General features: G+C 71.0%; 16 protein-coding genes and 1 pseudogene. 13 read left to right on the forward strand and 4 right to left on the reverse strand.

Going from position 1 to position 19868, the window contains the following annotated elements:
• Positions 1-31: 31 nt before the first annotated feature.
• The 4 genes from mptB to Q7X29_RS22570 all read left to right on the forward strand — a co-directional run bounded on the left by mptB (position 32) and on the right by Q7X29_RS22570 (position 4499).
• The gene (gene mptB, locus Q7X29_RS22555) at positions 32-1750 is read left to right on the forward strand and encodes a polyprenol phosphomannose-dependent alpha 1,6 mannosyltransferase MptB (protein WP_218718237.1); all 1719 of its coding nucleotides are present in this window, start codon (positions 32-34) and stop codon (positions 1748-1750) included.
• The gene (locus Q7X29_RS22560; RefSeq protein ID WP_218718238.1) at positions 1747-2679 is read left to right on the forward strand and encodes an ABC transporter ATP-binding protein; all 933 of its coding nucleotides are present in this window, start codon (positions 1747-1749) and stop codon (positions 2677-2679) included. The genes mptB and Q7X29_RS22560 overlap by 4 nt, the downstream gene beginning before the upstream one ends.
• Positions 2676-3458, forward strand: a complete 783-nt coding sequence (locus tag Q7X29_RS22565; protein WP_218718239.1) for an ABC transporter permease — start codon at positions 2676-2678, stop codon at positions 3456-3458. Before Q7X29_RS22560 ends, Q7X29_RS22565 begins: the two co-directional genes overlap by 4 nt.
• A 66-nt stretch (positions 3459-3524) precedes the next feature.
• Positions 3525-4499 carry a COX15/CtaA family protein gene (locus Q7X29_RS22570; RefSeq protein WP_316575300.1) on the forward strand — a complete coding sequence of 325 codons (975 nt, stop codon included), beginning with the start codon at positions 3525-3527 and terminating at the stop codon, positions 4497-4499.
• A gap of 63 nt (positions 4500-4562) precedes the next feature.
• On the opposite strand, the gene Q7X29_RS22575 is transcribed toward Q7X29_RS22570, so the two are convergent.
• A complete protein-coding gene (locus Q7X29_RS22575) occupies positions 4563-4931 on the reverse strand; it encodes a hypothetical protein (protein ID WP_218718241.1) in 369 nt (122 codons plus the stop codon).
• A 76-nt stretch (positions 4932-5007) separates the two neighbouring features.
• On the opposite strand from Q7X29_RS22575, the gene Q7X29_RS22580 reads away from it, so the two are divergent.
• Positions 5008-5973, forward strand: coding sequence for a quinone oxidoreductase family protein (locus Q7X29_RS22580; RefSeq protein ID WP_316575301.1), 966 nt, complete (start codon positions 5008-5010; stop codon positions 5971-5973).
• A gap of 76 nt (positions 5974-6049) precedes the next feature.
• Positions 6050-6760: an FAD-dependent monooxygenase gene (locus tag Q7X29_RS33115; protein WP_394358714.1), complete on the forward strand. Its 711-nt coding sequence runs from the start codon at positions 6050-6052 to the stop codon at positions 6758-6760.
• Here Q7X29_RS33115 and Q7X29_RS22590 read toward each other — a convergent pair.
• Complete coding sequence (locus Q7X29_RS22590) at positions 6679-7668, reverse strand: heme o synthase (RefSeq protein WP_218718243.1); 990 nt, start codon at positions 7666-7668, stop codon at positions 6679-6681. The genes Q7X29_RS33115 and Q7X29_RS22590 overlap by 82 nt on opposite strands.
• Positions 7669-8110: 442 nt before the next feature.
• On the opposite strand from Q7X29_RS22590, the gene tkt reads away from it, so the two are divergent.
• The 7 genes from tkt (at position 8111) to Q7X29_RS22625 (ending at position 17918) form a co-directional block, all read left to right on the forward strand.
• Complete coding sequence (gene tkt, locus Q7X29_RS22595) at positions 8111-10252, forward strand: transketolase (RefSeq protein ID WP_218718244.1); 2142 nt, start codon at positions 8111-8113, stop codon at positions 10250-10252.
• A gap of 5 nt (positions 10253-10257) precedes the next feature.
• A complete protein-coding gene (gene tal, locus Q7X29_RS22600) occupies positions 10258-11394 on the forward strand; it encodes a transaldolase (RefSeq protein ID WP_316575302.1) in 1137 nt (378 codons plus the stop codon).
• 4 nt (positions 11395-11398) lie between these two features.
• Positions 11399-12970, forward strand: coding sequence for a glucose-6-phosphate dehydrogenase (gene zwf / locus Q7X29_RS22605; RefSeq protein ID WP_218718246.1), 1572 nt, complete (start codon positions 11399-11401; stop codon positions 12968-12970).
• Positions 12967-13875, forward strand: a complete 909-nt coding sequence (opcA, locus tag Q7X29_RS22610; RefSeq protein WP_218718247.1) for a glucose-6-phosphate dehydrogenase assembly protein OpcA — start codon at positions 12967-12969, stop codon at positions 13873-13875. Before zwf ends, opcA begins: the two co-directional genes overlap by 4 nt.
• The gene (gene pgl / locus Q7X29_RS22615) at positions 13868-14653 is read left to right on the forward strand and encodes a 6-phosphogluconolactonase (RefSeq protein ID WP_218718248.1); all 786 of its coding nucleotides are present in this window, start codon (positions 13868-13870) and stop codon (positions 14651-14653) included. The genes opcA and pgl overlap by 8 nt, the downstream gene beginning before the upstream one ends.
• Before the next feature lie 112 nt (positions 14654-14765).
• Positions 14766-15524: a PaaI family thioesterase gene (locus tag Q7X29_RS22620; RefSeq protein WP_316575303.1), complete on the forward strand. Its 759-nt coding sequence runs from the start codon at positions 14766-14768 to the stop codon at positions 15522-15524.
• A gap of 240 nt (positions 15525-15764) precedes the next feature.
• Complete coding sequence (locus Q7X29_RS22625) at positions 15765-17918, forward strand: thiamine pyrophosphate-dependent enzyme (RefSeq protein WP_316575304.1); 2154 nt, start codon at positions 15765-15767, stop codon at positions 17916-17918.
• Positions 17919-17992: 74 nt separating this feature from the next.
• On the opposite strand, the gene secG is transcribed toward Q7X29_RS22625, so the two are convergent.
• Both secG and Q7X29_RS22635 read right to left on the reverse strand, forming a co-directional pair.
• On the reverse strand, positions 17993-18226 hold the full coding sequence (secG, locus tag Q7X29_RS22630) for a preprotein translocase subunit SecG (RefSeq protein WP_218718250.1): 234 nt from the start codon (positions 18224-18226) through the stop codon (positions 17993-17995).
• 34 nt (positions 18227-18260) lie between these two features.
• Positions 18261-19846, reverse strand: a pseudogene (locus Q7X29_RS22635) (MFS transporter).
• Positions 19847-19868 lie beyond the last annotated feature (22 nt).

The raw sequence follows: 19868 nt of genomic DNA on the forward strand, positions 1-19868 counted from the left end.
GTCGCGGCGCGTCACACTAGGCTCGCTCACCGTGGCGGTACTGGAGGGCGCGGCGCGCAAGACACTGGCGTTCGGGAGGCGAGCTCTCGGGCTCGATGTGTCGACGCCCGATCACACCGTCGCGGTGCTGCACCGCGACGAGAACGAGGTGCCCGGGCTCGATCGGCGCGAGCGCGCGCAGCTGGATCGCATCCGCCTGATGGGCGCCACCGGCGCGGTCCTCATGGCGATCGCGGCGCTGGGCATCGGCGCGCAGCCCGTCCACCAGAACCCCGTCTCCGGCATGCGGGTGCTCGGCATCTTCGCGCGAGCGCACACCGGTTCGCTGGCGATGTGCATGTTCGGCACCGTGCTGGTGATCGGGGCGTGGCTGTTGCTGGGCCGCTTCGCGGTCGGCGGCCTGGCCGGGTCGCCGGTGCACCGGCTGACCCGATCGCAGCTGGACCGCACGCTGCTGCTGTGGATCATCCCGCTCAGCGTGGCGCCGCCGATGTTCAGCAACGACGTCTATTCCTATCTGGCGCAGAGCGAGATCGCCGCGCGCGGCATCGACCCGTATCTGGAGGGTCCGGTCGCCGGTCTCGGCATCGACAACGTCCTGACCAACAATGTGCCGACCATCTGGCGCGACACCCCCGCGCCCTACGGCCCACTGTTCCTCTGGATCGGCCGCGGCATCGCGGAACTGACCGGGGACAACATCATCGCCGGGGTGTGGGTGCACCGGCTGCTCGCGCTCGCGGGCGTCGCCCTGATCGTGTGGGCGCTGCCGCGGCTGTCGGTGCGCTGCGGTGTCGCCCCGGTGAGCGCGTTGTGGCTGGGCGCGGCCAACCCGCTGGTGCTGTTCCACCTGGTCGGCGGCGTGCACAACGACGCGCTGATGCTCGGTCTGATGCTGGCGGGTGTGGAGCTGATGCTGCGCGCGATCTACGGGGAAGGCGGCACACCCGACCGGCTGACCGAGACCGGACTCGCGCCGTTCGACGCCCGCGCCTACGGACTGCTGATCGGTGGCGCGGTGGTGATCACGCTGTCGTCGTCGATCAAGTTCACCTCGATCATCGCGCTCGGCTTCGTCGGGATGGCACTCGCCCGCCGCTGGGGCGGCGATCTCAAAGCCGTCGTCAAGGCCGCGCTGCTGCTCGGCGTGATCGCCGGGGTGACAACACTGTTCGTGAGTTCGGTCAGCGGCCTGGGCTTCGGCTGGATCTTCACCCTCAACACCGCCAGCGCGGTGCGCAGCTGGATGTCGCTGCCGACCGTCATCGGCATCATCACCGGCTTCGGCGGCGTGCTGCTCGGCCTCGGTGACCACACCACCGCGCTGCTGTCGATCACCCGTCCGATCGCGGCGGCGGTCGCGGCCTACATCACGGTGCGCATGCTCGTCGCCACCGGCACCGGGCGCCTGCATCCGGTCGGCGCGCTCGGCGTCTCGCTCGGCGCGATCGTGCTGCTGTTCCCGGTGGTGCAGCCCTGGTACCTGCTGTGGGCGATCGTGCCGCTGGCCGCCTGGGCCACCCAGCCGGTGTTCCGCGTCCCCGCCGTCGCGTTCTCCGCGGTCGTCTCGATGCTGGTGATGCCGCGCGGCGCGGAGTTCCAGGTCTTCCAGATCATCGGCGCCGCACTGGCCGCCGCGGTCTGCTTCGCGTTGTTCTTCGCGCTCACCCGGCACTCCCTGCCGTGGCGGGCTCAGCCGGGGGTGTCGGCTCCGTCACAGGAGGGCACGGCTTACCGTGTGACATCGTGACAAGTCGCTCCGGACCCGCTGTTAGCGTCGACGGCGTGGTCAAGCGCTACGGCGAGACCACCGCGGTCGACGGCCTGCGGTTCGATGTCGAACAGGCCCAGGTGTTCGCGCTGCTCGGTCCCAACGGCGCGGGCAAGACCACCACCGTCGAGATGTGCGAGGGCTTCGTGCGTCCCGACGCGGGCACGGTCCGCGTCCTCGGCCTGGACCCCCTCGCCGATTCCGAGCAGCTGCGCCCGCGCATCGGCGTCATGCTCCAGGGCGGCGGCGCCTATCCGGGCGCGCGGGCGGGCGAGATGCTCGACCTGGTCGCCGCCTACTCCGCCGACCCGATCGACCCCGACTGGCTGCTGTCCACCCTCGGCCTGCAGGACAACCGGCGCACGCCCTACCGCCGCCTGTCCGGCGGCCAGCAGCAGCGGCTGGCGTTGGCCTGCGCGCTGGTCGGCAGGCCCGAGATCGTGTTCCTCGACGAGCCGACCGCCGGTCTGGACGCCCAGGCGCGCCTGATCGTGTGGGAGCTGATCGACGCCCTGCGCCGCGACGGCGTGAGCGTCGTGCTGACCACGCACATGATGGACGAGGCCGAGCAGCTCGCCGACCAGCTGGTGATCATCGACCACGGCGAGATCGTCGCCCAGGGCACGCCCGCCGAGGTCACCGCGCACGGCGCCGCCGGCCAGCTGCGCTTCTGCGCGCCACCGAAACTCGATATCGGCCTGCTGAAATCGGCTCTGCCGGAAGGCTTCTCGCCCCGGGAGACGACACCCGGCACCTACCTGGTCGAGGGCGAGATCAACCCGCAGGTGCTGGCGACCGTCACCGCCTGGTGCGCCAGGATGAACGTGCTCGCCACCGACATCCGCATCGATCAGCGCCGCCTCGAGGACGTCTTCCTCGAACTGACCGGACGGGACCTGCGCGGATGACCGAGACCACCGGCCGATTCCGGCCCGGCACCTTCGCCCCCGCCCCGCGCCCGGCCGCCCGGCGCGCGATGCTCCTCGCGCAGACCGGCCTCGAACTGAAGCTGCTGCTGCGCAACGGCGAACAGCTGCTGCTCACCATGTTCATCCCGATCACGCTGCTGATCGGCCTCACGCTGCTGCCGTTCGGCGAGCTCGGCGAGCACCGGGTCGACAAGGTGGTGCCGATGGTCATGATGACCGCGGTGATGTCGACCGCGTTCACCGGCCAGGCCATCGCCGTCGGCTTCGACCGGCGCTACGGCGCGCTCAAGCGGCTGGGCGCGACCCCGCTGCCCCGCTGGGGCGTGATCGCGGGCAAGTGCGCGGCGGTGCTGATCGTCGTGGTGTTGCAGGCGATCCTGCTCGGCGCGATCGGCGTCGCCCTGGGCTGGCGACCGGGCATCGGCGGCCTGGCGCTCGGCGCACTGGTGATCGCGCTCGGCACCGCGACCTTCGCCGCGATGGGCCTGCTGCTGGGCGGGACGCTCAAGGCCGAGGTCGTGCTGGCGCTGGCCAACATCCTCTGGTTCATCATGCTCGGCGTCGCCAGCCTGGTGCTCGTCGGCGACTCGCTGCCCGATGTGCTCACGGTGCTCGTGCGGTTGGTGCCCTCCGGCGCGCTGGCGTTCGCGCTGGAGTCGGCGCTGACGGGCGTGGTCGACTGGTTCGGAGTCGCGGTGCTCGCCGTGTGGGGCGTGGTGTGCGGCTGGCTCGCGACCCGCCTGTTCCGGTTCAGCTGAGTGATCAACGACGCACTGTAGTAGCCCTGGTATCGGTCGGGATTTCGCGGCCAGTACCATCGTGACGTGCTGTATCGCGCCTTCGTTGGCCTCGTCGACCGGCTGCCGCTCCCCTCGCTGCGGGTGCAGCGGCTCCTCGCGCTCGCGGTGATCCTCAGTCAGGCCGGAATCTCGGTGACCGGCGCCGTCGTGCGCGTCACCGCCTCGGGCCTGGGCTGCCCGACCTGGCCGCAGTGCTTCCCCGGCAGCTTCACCCCGGTGGGGGTGTCGGAGGTGCCGGTCCTGCACCAGACCGTCGAATTCGGCAACCGGATGCTCACCTTCGCGGTGACGCTGTGCGCCGCGCTGATCGTGCTCGCCGTGGTCAGGGCGCGGCGGCGGCGCGAGGTCCTCGTCTACGCGTGGCTGATGCCCGGTGGCACCGTCGTGCAGGCGATCATCGGCGGGATCACCGTGCGGACCGGCCTGCTGTGGTGGACCGTGGCCGTGCACCTGCTGGCCTCGATGGTGATGGTGTGGCTGGCGGTGGTGCTGTACGCCAAGATCGGCCAGCCCGACGACGGCATCGACACCGTCCAGGTCCCCACTCCCCTGCGCTGGCTCACCGCGCTGAGCGGCGTCGCCCTCGCCGGCGTGCTGATCGCGGGCACCCTGGTCACCGCGGCGGGCCCGCACGCGGGTGACAAGAGCATCGAGCGGCCGGTCGCCCGGCTCGAAGTCGAGATCGTCACGCTGGTGCACCTGCACTCGCAGCTGCTCGTCGGCTATCTGGCGCTGCTGATCGGCCTGGCCTTCGGCCTGTTCGCCGTCGGCATCACCCCGGCGATCCGCACCCGCCTGTACGTGCTGCTCGGCCTGGTGCTGTCGCAGTCCCTCGTCGGCATCGTCCAGTACTTCACCGACGTTCCCGCCGCGCTGGTCGCCCTCCACGTCGGTGGCGCGGCCGCGTGCACCGCGGCCACCGCCGCGCTGTGGGCCGCGCTGCGAATCCGCGAGACGGTGGACGCACCCGCCGCGGTGTCCCCGGCCGCCGCGCACTGACCTCCCACGACGACGACAGCCCGCGATCCGAGGATCGCGGGCTGTCGTGCGTTCGTGCCGGGCTCAGGCGCCGGCGAACAGCTTCCAGTTGCGCGCCTTGGGGAACTTGGTCTGATGGGCGACCCAGCCCGCCATCTTCTTCCAGTGCGACGCGGTCGGCGTCACCACGGAGACCAGCTCGCGGTTCCACTCGTCGGTCGCGGTGAGCCCGTCGACCCGCTCGACGAGGGCCTTCGCGGTCGCCAGGTCGGCCACCACCCGGTCACCGAGGATGCCGTCGGCGCCGACCAGCGTGATGCGCACGCCCTGCTCGCCGAGGTACTGCAGCACGGCCGTGCCCGAACCGCCGTGCTCGGCGACGAACTCGGCCACGGACTTCTCGACCTCGGCAGGCACCTTCACGGCGACCGGGGCGGCGGTGGTAGCACTCATGGCCGAGAGTTTACCGGCCGGTAGTCGCGAGTCCACCCCCGAGTGGCGTCGAACACGGGGTGTACAAAGGAGACTCATGCGCGCGATTCAGGTTTCCGAGCACGGTGGTCCCGAGGTTCTGCGGTACGTCGAGGTGGCTGATCCGCAGATCGGGCCCGGTCAGCTGCTGGTCGATACCCGGGGTGTCGGCGTCAACTACATCGACATCTACTTCCGCACCGGCCAGTACCCGCAGGCCACGCCCTATATCCCGGGCTCGGAGGGCACCGGTGTCGTGACGGCGGTCGGCGCGGAGGTCACCGAGTTCGCGGTGGGCGACCGGGTCGCCTGGGCCGCGGCGCCGGGCAGCTACGCGGACCGGGTCGCCGTCGACGCGGCGGTGGCGGTGCGGGTACCCGACGGCGTCGACACGACCGTGGCGGCCGCCGCGCTGCTGCAGGGCATGACCGCCCACTACCTGGTGGAATCGGTGTTCCGGCCCGAGCCGGGCGACCCGGTGCTGATCCACGCGGGCGCGGGCGGGGTGGGCCTGCTGCTCACCCAGATGGCCGCCGCCAAGGGCGCGCGGGTGATCACCACCGTCTCCACCGACGACAAGGAGAAGCTGTCCCGCGAGGCGGGTGCCGCCGAGGTCCTGCGCTACGGCGACGACCTGGCCGCGCGGGTCCGCGAACTCACCGACGGCGAGGGCGTCGCCGCGGTCTACGACGGCGTCGGCGCGAGCACGTTCGAAGCCGGCCTCGCATCGCTGCGGGTACGGGGCACGCTGGCCCTGTTCGGCGCGGCCAGCGGCGCGGTCCCGCCGTTCGACCCGCAGCGCCTCAATCCCGCCGGTTCCCTGTGGCTGACCCGTCCGTCCCTGGGCGCTTACACCCGTACCCGCACCGAATTGCTGTGGCGCGCAACGGATGTCTTCGACGCCATCGCGGCGGGCACGCTGACCTTCCGCATCGGCGCGACCTACCCCCTCGCGGACGCGGCCCAGGCCCATCGGGATCTCGCCGCCCGCAAGACCACGGGTTCGCTGGTCCTGCTGCCCTAGGCACACGGCCCAGGAGCTGGCCGACCGGAACGCGCCCGCGCTGAGCCTGACCCTGACCGATCTGTCCTGGGTCACGGTGTGGCGCACCGACATCCGCCTCGCCGCGCGGTTGCGCGACGGCCGGATCCTGCTCGCGGGCGACGCCGCCCACGTCCACCCGCCGACCGGCGGCCAAGGCCTCGATACCGGGGTCCAGGACGCCGACAACCTCGGCTGGAAACTGGCGGCGGCGCTGGCGGGCGACCCGGCCCCGCTCGACACCTACGAGCCGGAACGCCGCACCGTCGCGGCCCGGGTCCGCGGCCTGAGCACCGAGCTGCTGGACAAGCTGGTCGACGGCGACGAGGACGCGATGCGCCGCGGCCCCGAGACCCGCCAGCTCGGCATCTCCTACCGCTCCCCCACCGACCGGGGTCCGCTCGTCGCAGGCGATCGCGCGCCGGACGCACCGCTCGCGGACGCCACGGGCACGCTGCTGCGTTTCGCGCCGACGACCGAGGCCGCGGGCACACCGCCGCCGTCCGGGCTCGCGGCGAACAGCGCCTCCCTCCGCACGTGCCCCGTGCGCACGGTCGAGATCCGCCCCCGGCACGTCGGTGCTGATCCGCCCGGACGGACATCTCGCCCGCCGCTGGTGAGCCCGAGGTGGACCGACAACGACGGCGGCCGGGCAGTCACTGCCCGGCCGCCGTTGGTCCGAGAGAGCTACAGCCCGATGAACGAGCCCACCGTGTCCCAGCCGAGCACCGAGTCCACGGCCAGACCACAGAACACCACGGCCAGGTAGTTGTTCGACTGCAGGAACAGCCGCAGCGGCTTCACCGACTCGCCGCGGCGCACCCCGGCGTAGAGCTGGTGCGCCATCAGCAGGAACCAAGCGCCCGCGACCAGCGCGACGGCGGCGTAGATGACACCGGTCGCCGGGACCAGGGCGAGCGTGGCCAGCACGGTCAGCCAGGTGTAGATGACGATCTGCTTGGTGACGACCTGCTCGGTCGCGACCACCGGCAGCATCGGCACGCCCGCCGCGCGGTAGTCCTCCTTGTAGCGCATCGCCAGCGCCCAGGTGTGCGGCGGCGTCCAGAAGAAGATGACGGCGAACAGCACGATCGCGGGCCAGCCGATGGTGCCCGTGACCGCGGACCAGCCGACCAGCGCGGGCATGCAGCCCGCGGCGCCGCCCCAGACCACGTTCTGCGAGGTCCGGCGCTTGAGGCCCTTGGTGTAGACGAAGACGTAGAACAGGATCGTCGCGACGACCAGTACGCCGCTGAGCAGGTTGGCCTGCCACCACAGCCACGCGAACGAGATCGCGCCCAGGGCCACACCGAAGACGAGCGCGTGCCTGGTCGGCACCGCATCGCGGGCCAGCGGGCGCCGCGCGGTCCGCTTCATCACCTTGTCGATGTCGGCGTCGGCGACGCAGTTGAGGGTGTTGGCGCTGGCCGCGCCCATCCAGCCACCGAACAGGGTGACCAGGATCAGCCGGATGTCGACGGTGCCGCGATCGGCCAGCAGCATGGTCGGGATGGTGGCGACCAGCAACAGCTCGATGACGCGCGGCTTGGTGAGCGCGATGTAGGCCAGCGGCTTGCGCAGTACCTTGGAGACGAGACCGTCTCCGGTGAGGCGATCGGCCAGTGCCGTCGAGGAATTGTGCGCACCGCTACTACCCGGCTGGGGATCGATCCGCACTGTTTCTCCTCGCACGCTGTGCTTCGCATCCGGCATTGGAACGAGCAGCGCGCGGCTGCGGCGCGGCCACTACTACAGACGATGGTAGACCCACGCCGGTGCCGCTCCACGCCAGGGCCCCGCCACCGTGGGCGCGGTCACTGCGCCGTCGATGGCCTCGCGGCGGCCCCACCCGGTGGTGAACCGGCATCGACATGCAGGTGAACGGCACCGCGGACACGCCACCGTCCGGCGCGCCGATCGATGCCGCCCACACCGGGAGACGACGCCCGGGTCGGCACTAGACTCACAACCAGGGTTCGCGCCGGTCCCACCGAGCACCACCACTAGGGTATGGATGTACATCGGTACGCACCCCCGGCCGCGTGCGATCCGCATCAGACACCCATCGCCGCTGCCATGTATCGCCGTCGACGAAACCTAGGTCAGGAGAACCACGGTCGTGTCAGTCACAGACGACATTCGCGCCCTCACTCAGCGGAACTACCCCAGCGACTGGACGGACCTCGACACCAAGGCCGTCGACACCGCCCGCGTGCTCGCCGCCGACGCGGTGCAGAAGGCGGGCAACGGGCACCCCGGTACCGCGATGAGTCTCGCGCCGGTCGCCTACACGCTCTTCCAGCGCACCATGCGCCACGACCCGGCCGAGCCGCGCTGGGTGGGCCGCGACCGGTTCGTGCTCTCCTGTGGGCATTCCAGCCTCACCCTCTACGTGCAGCTGTACCTGGCCGGTTTCGGCCTGGAGCTGACCGACCTCGAGAACCTGCGCCAGTGGGGCTCGCTGACCCCGGGCCACCCCGAGTTCCGCCACACCGACGGCGTCGAGATCACCACCGGCCCGCTGGGGCAGGGTCTGGCCTCCGCGGTCGGCATGGCGATGGCCGCCCGCCGTGAGCGTGGCCTGTTCGATCCCGAGGCCGCGCCGGGCACCAGCCCGTTCGACCACTTCATCTACACCATCGCCTCCGACGGCGACCTGCAGGAGGGCGTCACCGCCGAGGCCTCCTCGATCGCGGGCACCCAGCAGCTGGGCAACCTCGTGGTGATCTACGACGACAACGAGATCTCCATCGAGGACGACACCGACATCGCCTTCACCGAGGACGTCGCCAAGCGCTACGAGGCCTACGGCTGGCACGTGCAGATCGTCGAGGGCGGCGAGGACGTCGTGGCGATCGAGGCGGCCATCGCGGCGGCCAAGGCCGAGACCGGCAAGCCGTCGATCATCATCCTGCGCACCATCATCGGCTTCCCCGCGCCGAACAAGATGAACACCGGTGGCGTGCACGGCGCGGCGCTGGGCCCCGACGAGGTCGCCGCCGTGAAGAAGGCGCTCGGCTTCGATCCCGAGAAGTCCTTCGACGTCGACCCGGCCGTCATCGAGCACACCCGTGCGGCCCTCGGCCGCGGCGCCGAGGCGAAGGCGAAGTGGCAGCAGAGCTTCGACGCGTGGGCCGAGGCCAACCCGTCGAACAAGTCGCTGTTCGACCGCCTGCAGGCCCGTGCGCTGCCCCAGGGCTGGGTCGAGGCGCTGCCGACCTTCGAGACCGACCCGAAGGGCATGGCCACCCGCAAGGCGTCGGGCAAGTTCCTCGCCGCCGTCGCCGACGAGCTGCCGGAGCTGTGGGGCGGTTCGGCCGACCTGGCCGAGTCCAACAACACCACCATGCCCAACCAGCCGAGCTTCGGTCCGGAGTCGATCTCGACCGGCATGTGGAAGGCGCAGCCCTACGGCCGCACCCTGCACTTCGGTATCCGTGAGCACGCGATGGGCTCGATCCTCAACGGCATCGCGCTGCACGGCCCGACCCGCCCCTACGGCGGCACCTTCCTGGTGTTCTCCGACTACATGCGCCCGGCCGTGCGCCTGGCCGCGCTGATGCGGGTGCCCGCCATCTACGTCTGGACCCACGACTCCATCGGTCTCGGCGAGGACGGCCCCACCCACCAGCCGATCGAGCACCTGGCCGCGCTGCGCGCGATTCCCGGCCTCAACGTGGTCCGGCCCGGCGACGCCAACGAGACCGTGCACGCCTGGCGCACCATCCTCGAGCGCGACTCCGACGAGCACACCTCGCACTTCGCGACCTACGACGCGCCGCACCAGGACGGCCCGTCCGCGCTGGCGCTGACCCGTCAGGACGTCCCGACCCTGGCCGGCACCAGCTACGAGGGTGTCAAGAAGGGCGGCTACATCCTGGCCGAGGCCTCCACCGGCACCCCGCAGGTCATCCTGATCGGCACCGGTTCCGAGCTCCAGCTCGCCGTCGCCGCGCGCACTACGCTGGAGGAGCAGGGCATCCCGACCCGTGTGGTCTCGATGCCGTGCGTGGAATGGTTCGACGCGCAGGAGCAGGGGTACCGCGACGAGGTGCTGCCGCCCTCGGTGCGCGCCCGGGTGGCCGTCGAGGCCGGTATCGCGATGCCGTGGCACCGGTTCGTCGGCGACGCGGGTGAGGTCGTCGGGATCGAGCACTTCGGCGCCTCCGCCAACTTCAAGAAGCTGTACTCCGAGTTCGGTATCACCGCCGATGCCGTCGTCGCCGCCGCGCTGCGTTCGACCGACAAGGTGAAGGGGTAAAACCAATGGCACAGAACGAGAATCTCGCCGCGCTCTCGGCCGCGGGGGTCTCGGTGTGGCTCGACGACCTGTCCCGTGATCGGATCAAGTCCGGCAATCTCGCCGACCTGATCGCGACCCGCAGCGTCGTCGGTGTCACCACGAACCCGAGCATCTTCCAGGCCGCGCTGAGCCAGGGCCACGACTACGACGGTCAGCTGAAAGAGCTGGCCGCTCAGGGCGCCGACGCCGACGCCGCGATCCGCACCATGACCACCGACGACGTGCGCGCCGCCTGCGACGTGCTCGCCCCGGTGTTCGAGGCCAGCAACGGTGTCGACGGTCGGGTGTCGATCGAGGTCGACCCGCGCTTCGCCTTCGACGCGGACAAGACCGTCGCCCAGGCCATCGAGCTGTGGAAGATCGTCGACCGCAAGAACCTGTTCATCAAGATCCCGGCCACCGAGGCGGGCCTGCCCGCCATCACCGCGGTGATCGGCGAGGGCATCAGCGTCAACGTGACGCTGATCTTCTCGGTGCCGCGCTACCGCGCGGTGATGGGCGCCTACCTCGACGGCCTGCGCAACGCCAAGATCGGCGGCCACGACCTGGCCAAGATCCATTCCGTCGCTTCGTTCTTCGTCTCGCGCGTGGACACCGAGATCGACAAGCGGCTGGAGGCCATCGGCACCCCCGAGGCCCTGGCGCTGCGCGGCAAGGCCGGCGTCGCGAACGCCCGGCTCGCCTACGCCGAGTACCAGGACGTGTTCGACGGTGGGGCGCACACCTCCACCTACAACCACCTGGCCGCGCAGGGCGCCAACCGGCAGCGGCCGCTGTGGGCTTCGACCGGCGTGAAGAACCCGGACTACTCGGACACCCTCTACGTCACCGAGCTGGTCGGCCCGAACACCGTGAACACGCTGCCGGAGAAGACGTTGCAGGCCTTCGCCGATCACGGCGAGGTGCGCGGCGACACCCTCAGCGGTCTGGCCGTGGAGGCCGCGCAGGTCTTCGCCGACCTGAGCGCGGTCGGCATCGACCTCGACGACGTGTTCGCCCTGCTCGAGCGCGAGGGCGTCGACAAGTTCGAGGCGGCCTGGAACGAACTGCTGGAAGCCACCACCGGCGAGCTGAACTCCGCGGCGGCGGGGGGCAACTGACCCGATGGCCGGCACAGCATCGACGGATCAGGCGGGGCTGTGGCATAACCCGCTGCGCGACGAACGAGACAAACGGGTTCCCTTCATCGCGGGCCCCTGCTGCATGGTGATCTTCGGTGTCACCGGAGATCTGTCCCGCAAGAAGCTGATGCCGGCCATCTACGACCTCGCGAACCAGGGCCTGTTGCCGCCCGGGTTCGCCCTGGTCGGCTTCGCCCGGCGCGACTACGCCGACGAAGACTTCGCCGCCGTCGTCCTCGACGCGGTGAAACAGCACGCGCGCACCCCCTTCCGCCAGGAGGTCTGGGACCACCTGGCGGAGGGGCTGCGGTTCGTCCAGGGCAGTTTCGACGACGACGCCGCCTTCGCGACGCTCGCCGACACCCTGCGCACCCTGGACGCCACCCGCGGCACCGGCGGCAACTACGCCTTCTACCTGTCGATCCCACCGAACATGTTCCCGGTGGTGCTCGACCAGCTCTCCGAGCACAAGCTCGCCCAGCCCGCCGGCACCGACGCCGACGGCTACCTGCCGTGGCGCCGGGTGGTGATCGAGAAGCCCTTCGGCCACGACCTGGCCAGCGCCAAGGAACTCAACGCGCTGGTCAACCGGGTGTTCCCGGAGGAGCAGGTCTTCCGCATCGACCACTATCTCGGCAAGGAGACGGTGCAGAACATCCTGGCGCTGCGCTTCGCCAACGAATTGTTCGAGCCGCTCTGGAACGCCAACTACGTCGACAGCGTGCAGATCACCATGGCCGAGGACATCGGCCTGGGTGGACGCGCCGGGTACTACGACGGCATCGGCGCCGCCCGTGACGTCATCCAGAACCATCTGCTGCAGCTGCTGGCGCTCACCGCGATGGAGGAACCCACCTCCTTCGAGCCCCAGCAGCTGACCACCGAGAAGATCAAGGCGCTCTCGGCCACCAAACTCGTCGAGCCGCTGGACGAGACGACCGCGCGCGGCCAGTACACCGAGGGGTGGCAGGGCAGCGAGCACGTGGTCGGCCTGCACGAGGAAGAGGGTTTCGATCCGCAGTCGCGGACCGAGACCTACGCCGCGATCACCCTGCACGTGGAGAACCGCCGCTGGGCCGGTGTCCCGTTCTATCTGCGCACCGGAAAACGCCTGGGCCGCAGGGTCACCGAGATCGCGGTGATCTTCAAGCGCGCCCCGCACCTGCCCTTCGACCAGACGATGACCGAGGAGCTCGGCCAGAACGCGCTGGTCATCCGGGTGCAGCCGGACGAGGGCATCACCCTGCGCTTCGGTTCCAAGGTGCCGGGCTCGGGCATGGAAGTGCGCGACGTGAACATGGACTTCAGCTACGGCGAGGCGTTCACCGAATCCTCCCCCGAGGCCTACGAGCGGCTGATCCTGGACGTGCTGCTCGGTGTGCCCTCGCTGTTCCCGGTCAACGCGGAGGTCGAATTGTCCTGGCGCATCCTCGATCCGGTGCTCGCGCACTGGGCCGCCGAGGGCAAGCCCGAACCCTACGAGGCCGGCACCTGGGGTCCGGTCTCGGCCGAGGAGATGCTCGCGCGCAGCGGGCGGGAGTGGCGGCGCCCGTGATCGTCGACATGCCCGACACCACCACGGTCGATGTGGCCAAGAAGATGGTGCAGCTGCGCGAGACCAACGGCGTCATCACCCAGGGCCGGGTGCTCACCCTGGTGGTCTGCACCCTGGACTCCTCCGAGGCCGAGGACGCGATCGACGCCGCCAACGACGCCAGCCGCGAGCACCCCTGCCGGGTGATCGTGCTGGCCCGCGGTGACCGCGACGCCGACACCCGCCTCGACGCCCAGATCCGGGTCGGCGGCGACGCCGGCGCGGCCGAGGTGATCGTGCTGCGGCTGCAGGGTCCGCTGGTGAACCACGAGAGCAGCGTCGTCACCCCGTTCCTGCTGCCCGACACCCCGGTGGTGGCGTGGTGGCCGCGCGGCGCGCCGGAGTTCCCGTCGATGGACTCGGTGGGCAAGCTGGCCAAGCGCCGGATCACCGACGCCACCTTCGCGCCCGATCCGCAGGCCGCGATCAAGAAACGCCGCTACTCCTACGCGGTGGGCGACACCGATCTGGCGTGGAGCCGGATCACCTACTGGCGGGCGCTGCTGGCCGCCGCGCTCGACGAGCCGCCGTTCGAACCGGTCACCTCGGTGACCGTGTCGGGCCTGGCCAGTGAGCCCGCGCTGGACACCCTGGCGGGCTGGCTGGCCGCGCGACTGAACTGTCCCGTCGTCCGCAAGACGGGTGAGCTGCGGGTGGAACTGCACCGCGGCACGGATTCGATCGCCATCAGCCGACCGCAACTAGGAAGGACCGCCACGCTGACCCGCACCGGTGAACCCGACCAGCGCATCGCGCTGGCGCGCCGGGAAACTCGCGACTGCCTCGCCGAGGAACTGCGCCGGCTCGACGCCGACGAGATCTACGCCGAGGCGCTCGCCGGAATCGAGAAGGTGACCTATGAGTGACCACATCGACGTGCACGACGAGCTCGGCGCCGAATTCCCCGCCAACACCATCGAAGTCCACGACGACCCCGACGGTTTGGCCGATGCCGCGGCCGAGCGCTTCGTCGACGTGATCGTCGCCGCCCAGGCCGAGCGCGGCACCGCCTCGGTGGCGCTCACCGGCGGCAGCGACGGCATCCGGCTGCTGGAGCGGGTCCGGCAGAACCCGGGCGACATCGACTGGTCGGCCCTCTACGTCTACTGGGGCGACGAGCGTTTCGTGCCCGACGGCGACCCGGACCGCAACGAGCTGCAGGCCAGGCAGGCGCTGCTCGACTTCGTCCCGCTGAACCCCGCGCACGTGTTCCCGATCGCCCCGTCCGACGGGACCTACGGCTCCCCGGAGGCCGCGGCGGCCGCATACGCGCAGATCGTGCACACCGAGCTCGACGAGCGCGGCGAGTTCGACCTGACCGTGCTCGGCATGGGTCCCGAGGGGCACATCAACTCGCTGTTCCCGCATTCCCCGGCGATCAGGGAGACCACGGATTACGTTGTGGCGGTTCACGACTGCCCGAAGCCGCCGCCCACCCGGGTCTCGCTGACGTTGCCGGCGATCCATCGCTCCCGCCACGTCATGCTGGTGGTCAGCGGGGTCGGTAAGGCCGCCGCGGTCGCCGCCGCCGTCAACGGGGCCTCCCCCGACGACGTCCCGTCGGCCGGCGCGGTCGGCATCGAATCGACCACCTGGGTCGTCGACGAGGCCGCCGCCGCCGACCTGCTCCTCGACGAGGAGTAATCGCGTCGCCGAAGGGCCGGGTCCCGCTGGGCCCGGCCCTTTCGCGTGCGCACCCTGCCTGCCGGCGCCGACGACACATCGATATCGTCGGGGGTGTTCCACGGCCGAAAGGGTGACCATCAGCATGATCCAGACCGAGACGGTGACGATTCCGGCCCATGTGCACGGCTATCCGCAGGTGGCGTTCGGCGGTTACGTCGCCGGACTGCTGGCCCGCCGCTCCGGCGCCGATACCGTGCGCGTCGATTTCCGCCGCGCGGTCCCGATCGAGACGCCGATCGCCCTGCCCACCGCCGAACCGGGACACGCGATCCTGACCGACGCCGCCGGTGCCGTCCTGGCTCAGGCCGCTCCCGCCACTCTCGACATCACCGCGCCGCCCGGCCCGTCCTGGTCGGCGGCCAAGCGCGCGGCCGACGCCGCGCTCGCGAGCCCGCACCGCCCGGTCACCGACTGCTTCGGCTGTGGTGTGGAGTGCTCCCCCGGCCACGGTCTGCGTCTGTTCCCCTGGCCGGTCCCGGACCGGCCGATGGTCGCCGCCGCGTGGACACCCGACCTGAGCCTCGCCGACGACTCCGGCGAACTGCCACCGGAGATCGTCTGGTCCGCTCTCGACTGCCCCGGCGGCATCGCCGCCTGGACGTTCCAGAAGATGGCCCGCGGCGCGGTCACCGCGGCCCTCACCGCCACCCGATTCCGGCCGGTCCCGGCAGGGGCGGAGTACATCACCCACGCCTGGGCGATCCGCAGCGAGGGCCGCAAACACACGGTGGGCGTTGCCCTTTCCACCCGCGACGGCGACCTCTGCGCCCTCGCGGAGGCCCTGTGGGTCGTCCCCCGCGAGCAGACACCGCCGCCTGCCGAGCAGTAGCGCCCGCTCAGGCGGCCCGATCGCCGAGCCGAGCCCGTTCGACGACACCGACGGCAGGTGCTGGTGCCGCGACCACGACATCCACCGGTCGACCTCGCGTGAACGCCCTGGTTCGACCACCGGAGCGCCTAGCATCGGAGTCCTGGGCAGGCCGGCGGAACGGACGTCGACTCGACTCGAGCGAGGAGTGCTGACGATGCGCGAGATTCGTGGAGTCGCCGCTTCGGGTCGGGTTCGACCATGAGCGGGCCGGTCGACCTCGACGCGGCATTCCGTACCGCCCTCACGGAGCTGACGGTCCCGCTGCGCACCGACGGGCCGCCGGCGATCGACGCGGCCGTCGGGATCGAGATCTTCGAATCCCAGGTCACCAGCAGGCATCTCGACCTGACCGCGCGCCGGCTCGGCGCCGCCCGGCAGGGGTATTACAGCATCGGATCCTCGGGACACGAGGGCAACGCGGCGGTGGCGGCGGCTCTGCGCGTCGACGACCCCGCCCTGCTGCACTACCGCTCCGGCGCCTTCTTCGTGCAGCGGTGCCGCCGGGTGATCGGCCTCGACCCGATCCGGGACGTGCTGCTCGGTGTCGTCGCCGCGGCCGCCGATCCCATCTCCGGTGGCCGGCACAAGGTCTTCGGCAGCAAGCAGGCCGCGATCATCCCGCAGACCTCGACGATCGCCTCGCACCTACCGCGCGCCGTCGGTCTGGCCTTCGCGCTGGATCGGGCCGCGCGCGGGGAGGTGGCGTGCCCGTGGCCGGCCGACGCGGTGGTGGTGTGCAGTTTCGGTGACGCCTCGGCCAACCATTCCACCGCGGCGGGGGCGATCAACGCCGCCGTGCACGCGTCGCACCAGGGCGTGCCGATGCCGATCGTGTTCGTCTGCGAGGACAACGGTCTGGGCATCAGCGTGCCGACACCGCCGGACTGGATCGAACGCGACTACGGTCCCCGGCCGGGCCTGACCTACCTCGCCGCCGACGGCTGCGAGCTGCCCGACGTCCTCGGTGCCGCCGACGACGCGGTGCATCTCGCGCGGACCTGGCGGGTGCCGGTCTTCCTGCACCTGCGCACGGTGCGGCTGGGCGGGCACGCGGGTTCCGATGTCGAGGCGGCCTATCGCGGCCCGGCCGAGATCGCCGCCGACCTGGCCCGCGATCCGCTGCTCGGCACCGCCCGCTACCTGGTGTCCGCCGGGATCGCCGACACCGCCGACCTGCTGGCCCGCTACGACCGCATCGGCGGGCTCGTGCGGGAGACGGCCGAGAAGGTGGTGCGCGAACCCCGCCTGAGCTCGGCGGGCGCGGTCACCGCGCCGCTGGCGCCCGCCACCCCCGACGCGGTCCGGGCCGATGTGCTGCGGGGCCACGCCGATTCACCGGTGCCACCGATGACGCTGGCCCAATCGATCAACCACACCCTGGGCGAACTGCTGGCCCGCGATCGCGACGTGCTGGTCTTCGGCGAGGACGTCGGTCGCAAGGGCGGGGTCTACGGCGTCACCAAGGGGCTGCGCAAACGGTTCGGCGCGCGCCGGGTCTTCGACACGCTGCTCGACGAACAGAGCATCCTCGGGACCGCGCTGGGCACCGCGCTGGCGGGCTTCGTGCCCATTCCGGAGATCCAGTACCTGGCCTATGTTCACAATGCCGCCGATCAGATCCGGGGTGAGGCGGCGACGCTGTCGTTCTTCTCGAAGGGGCAGTACCGCAATCCGATGGTGGTACGGATCGCGGGGCTCGCCTATCAGAAGGGCTTCGGCGGCCACTTCCACAACGACGATTCCCTGGCGGCGCTGCGGGACATCCCCGGCGTCGTGCTGGCCGTACCCGCCCGCGCCGACGACGCGGCGGCGATGCTGCGGACCTGTGTCGCCGCCGCCAGGGTCGACGGCCGCGTATGCCTGTTCGTCGAGCCGATCGCGCTGTACCACACCCGAGATCTGCATCCCGGCGACGAATCCTGGCTCGCCGCACCGACATCCGACCATGTCCCGATCGGCCGCGCCCGCGGCTACGGGGAAGGCACCGATCTCACCCTGGTCACCTTCGGCAACGGGGTGCCGATGAGCCTCCGTACCGCGGATCGGCTGGCCGCGCAGGGGATCCGGGTGCGGGTCCTGGATCTGCGCTGGCTCAATCCGCTCCCGGTCGCCGACCTACTCCACCACGCCGAGGCGAGCGGACGCGTGCTCGTCGCCGACGAGACCCGCCGCAGCGGCGGGGTGTCGGAATCGGTGTTCGCGGCCCTCGTCGACGCGGGATTCCAGGGCACGCTCGCCCGCGTCACCAGCGCGGACAGCTTCGTTCCACTCGGCCCGGCGGCGGACACGGTCCTGCTGAGCGAGGACGCCATCGAGGCCGCGGCACAGCGGGTCGTCTGGTCGGTGCGCTGACGACCTCGGCGCAGACGAAAACCTGCCGTCACGCGGTGCGTGGCGGCAGGGTCGAGCGCGGAGTTCGGGCGAACTCAGGCGAACTTGATCTCCAGGCCGATGCCGAGGATCGCGATCAGCCAGACCAGGCCGACGAAGATCGTGATGCGGTCGAGGTTCTTCTCGACCACGGTGGAGCCGGACAGGCTCGACTGGACGCCGCCACCGAACAGGCTGGACAAGCCGCCGCCCTTGGCGCGGTGCAGCAGCACCAGCAGCACCAACAGCACGCTGGTGATCACAAGGAGGATATCGAGGAACAGCGACATGGCGACCATCCTATGGGGTCGACGGGCGGTGGGTCTAACCAGGCTCGACCGCGACCAGGTGGGAGACCGTCTGCGCCCCGGCCGACCAGCCCGCGACCATCAGCTCGATCTCCTCGTCACGCGCGGTCAGGCGGACCCGATGCTGGTGCATGTGCTCGGCCCACGACCGCACGACGAACGCCTCGACGAATCGGTCGACGGTGCCGACATCACGGTAGAGCCGCCATTCCATCGCCCCGGTGCGCTGGCGGGACCGCCCGACCAGCGCCATCGACTCGGTGAACACCGCGACGTCCTCGGGCGGCACGTCGTAGCCGCGCATCACCAGGACCGGGCCGTCCTCCGGGTCGGGTTCGACGACGAGCTGCGGTTCCGGCCAGAAGGCCGCCGGGGAGAGGTCGATCTCCTCCACGTTGTGCCGGATCGGCCACCACACCGTGCTCACCGCGCAGCAGGCCAGCAGGACCGCCGCGATCAGCAGCGCCGCCACCGCACCGTACGCGCCGGCGACCAGGCCCCACAGCAGTGAGCCGATGGCCTGCCCACCCATGAACACCAGCATGTACACCGACAGCCCGCGGGCCCGCACCCAGGCGGGCAACAGCAGCTGCATCGTCGAGTTCAGCGTCGACATCGCCAGCAGCCAGGCCAGCCCCGCCCCGATCAGCAGGATCAGCACGACCGGCACGCTGGGCACCAGCGCGGTCGCCACCGCGCCGAGTCCGAACAGCACCGCCGCCAGCGCGAGCCGCTGGGTGGGCGTGAACAGCACCCGCAGCCGGGACAGCGCCAGCGCGCCGCAGACGGCGCCGAGTCCGAGCGCGCCGAGCAGCAAGCCGTAGCCGTCGGAGGCCAGGCCCAGCCGATCGTGCGCGATCACCGGCAGCAGCGACCACACCGCGCTCGCCGGCGCGATGAACAGGATGGCGCGAAAGAGCACCCGCCGGATCGCGGGCGCCGCGCGGATGAACCGGGTGCCCGCCTGTAGCGCCGCGAGCGGACGTTCGCTGGGCAGGATGCGCGGCCGCGTCGGCCACGTCGACATCAGCAGCACCACGACGATGCCGACGAACGAGACGGTGTTGAACCCGAAGACCACTGTCGGCCCGGCGATCGAGACGATCACACCGGCCACCGCGGGCCCCACCGCGCGGCCGATATTGACGCTCATGCTGCCCAGCGCCGCCGCGGAGGTGATCTGGTCGCGCGGCACCAGCTCGGGCTGGATCGCCTGCCAGGCGGGCGCGGTGAGCGCCTGTCCACAGCCGAGCAGGAACAGCAGGGTCAGCAGGACCGCGGGCGTCGTGTGCCCGGTCGCGGTGGACACGGTGAGGGTCAGCGAGGCCAGCGCCATGCCGGTCTGCGCACCGATCAGCAGTCTGCGCCGATCGACCAGATCGGCGAGCACCCCGGACGGGATGACAGCAGCATCACCGGCAGCGCGAGCGCGGTCTGCACGAACGACACCAGGGCCGCCGCGTTCGGCGCGTCGACCAGGATCCACTGCGCGCCGACCGTCTGCATCCAGGTGCCCAGATTCGACACCAGCTGCGCGATCCACAGCGCCCGGTACACCGGCGACCGCAACGGCGCCCACGTCGACACCGGTTCGGCCGCCACGCTGCTCACCCGCCGAGCATAT

It is taken from the genome of Nocardia canadensis (assembly GCF_032656385.1).
Taxonomy (GTDB): Bacteria; Actinomycetota; Actinomycetes; order Mycobacteriales; family Mycobacteriaceae; genus Nocardia; species Nocardia canadensis.